The sequence below is a fragment of the Streptomyces calidiresistens genome (genome assembly GCF_014141525.1).
Lineage (GTDB): Bacteria > Actinomycetota > Actinomycetes > Streptomycetales > Streptomycetaceae > Streptomyces > Streptomyces calidiresistens.
This window is the reverse complement of sequence record NZ_VKHS01000963.1, coordinates 1-1,832: the sequence shown is the minus strand read 5'-3', so window position 1 is coordinate 1,832 and position 1,832 is coordinate 1. Positions and strand designations below refer to the sequence as shown.

At 72.2% G+C, this 1,832-nt stretch carries 1 protein-coding gene; it reads right to left on the bottom strand.

Annotated features, from left to right (window positions below; translation table 11 throughout):
• On the bottom strand, positions 1–1,817 hold a 1,817-nt coding region (locus FOE67_RS24570), incomplete at its 3' end, for an ABC transporter ATP-binding protein (RefSeq protein WP_182667016.1).
• Positions 1,818–1,832: the final 15 nt, after the last annotated feature.

The window sequence follows — 1,832 nt, the reverse complement described above, 5'->3', positions numbered from 1 at the left end:
CCCGGGGGCCGGTCCTCCCCCTCGCCGTCCCCCGGCCGGGCGTCCCGGCGCACCAGGGCCGCGTAGCGTCCGTCGAGGGCGAGGAGTTCCCCGTGGGTGCCGCGCTCCACGATGCGTCCCTCGTCCAGGACGACGATCAGGTCGGCGTCCCGGATGGTGGAGAGCCGGTGGGCGATGGTGATGGTGGTGCGGCCGGCCGAGAGTTCGTCCAACGCCCGCTGGACGGCTCGTTCGGTACGGGTGTCCAGGGCACTGGTGGCCTCGTCGAGGATGAGGACGGGCGGGTCCCGCAGGATGGTGCGGGCCAGCGCGAGCCGCTGCTTCTCCCCGCCCGAGAACCGGTGCCCCCGCTCCCCCACCACCGTGTCGTATCCCTCGGGCAGAGCGGCGATGTGGTCGTGGATCTGCGCCGCGCGGGCGGCGGCCTCCAGTTCGGCGTCCTCGGCCCCGGGGCGGGCGAAGCGCAGGTTGTCGGCGATGGAGGCGTGGAAGAGGTAGGCGTCCTGGGAGACCACCCCGATGTTGCGGGCCAGGGAGGCGAAGTCCAGGTCGCGGACGTCCACGCCGTCCAGGGTGACCCTTCCCGCGGTGACGTCGTACAGGCGCGGGATCAGGGAGCCCAGGGTGCTCTTGCCGCTGCCGGTGGCCCCGACCACCGCCAGTGAGCCGCCGGGCGGGACGGTGAGGTCGATGTCGCGCAGGGCCGGCGGCGCGTCCGGGGCATGGGCGAAGGACACGTGTTCGAATCGGATCTCGCCGCGGGCCCGCTCGATGCGCCGCGGGTGCTCCGGTTCGGTGATGTCCTCGCGCAGGTCGAGGTACTCGAAGATGCGCTGGAAGAGGGCGAGCGAGGCCTGTATGTCCACGCCCGTGGACAGCAGGGACACCGACGGGCGGAGCAAACCCTGCTGGAGGGTGACGAAGGCGACCAGGGTGCCGATGGAGGGGGGTGTGCCCCCGAGGTGGAAGACGGCCCCGGCGGACCAGTAGAGCAGGGGCGGGATGGCACCCATGATCATGCCGATGGTGGCCATCCGCCATCGACCGGCCATGCCGGCGCGCACCTCGAGCTCCACCAGGTCCCGGGACTCGCGCTCGAAGGTCTCGGTGAGGGAGTCGGCGCGGCCCATGGTGCGTCCCAGCATGATGCCGCTGACCGAGAGGGACTCGGTCACCAGGGCGGCCATGTGGGCGAGTCGGCGTTGCCGGTGGGCGGTGATGCGCTTGCGCTCCCGGCCCACCCGACGCGCGATCCAGACGAAGAAGGGCAGCAGGCCGAGGGAGACGAGGGTCAGGCGCCAGTCCAGGGCGAGCATCGCGACAACGGTGGCCACCACCGAGGTGCCGTTGGAGACCAGGGAGGTGGCGGTGGTGGTGACGGTGGCCTGCATGCCACCGATGTCGTTGGCGATGCGGGACTGCACCTCGCCGGTGCGGGTGCGGGTGAAGAAGGCCAGCGGCATCCGCTGGAGCTTGGCGTAGACACCGGTGCGCAGGTCGTGCATGACCCGCTGCCCGACCCGGGTGGAGATGAGGGTCTGCAGGACGCCGAAGATGCTGCTGGTGACGGCGGTGAGGATCATGCCCAGCGCGAGCAGCGTGAGCAGGTCGGTCCGCTGCTCGGGGAGGGCGGTGTCGATGATCTCGCGGAGCAGGAACGGCGAGGCCACGGCGACCAGCGAGGAGGCGCCCACCAACAGCCCCACCACGGCCAGGCGTCCCCGGTAGGGGCGGAAGAGGGCCAGGATGCGGCGCAGGGGGACGGGGGCCCCGGGCTGCGGGGGAACCGGGTCGGCGACGGGTGGTACGGGGGACATCCGTTCGGTGAGGGG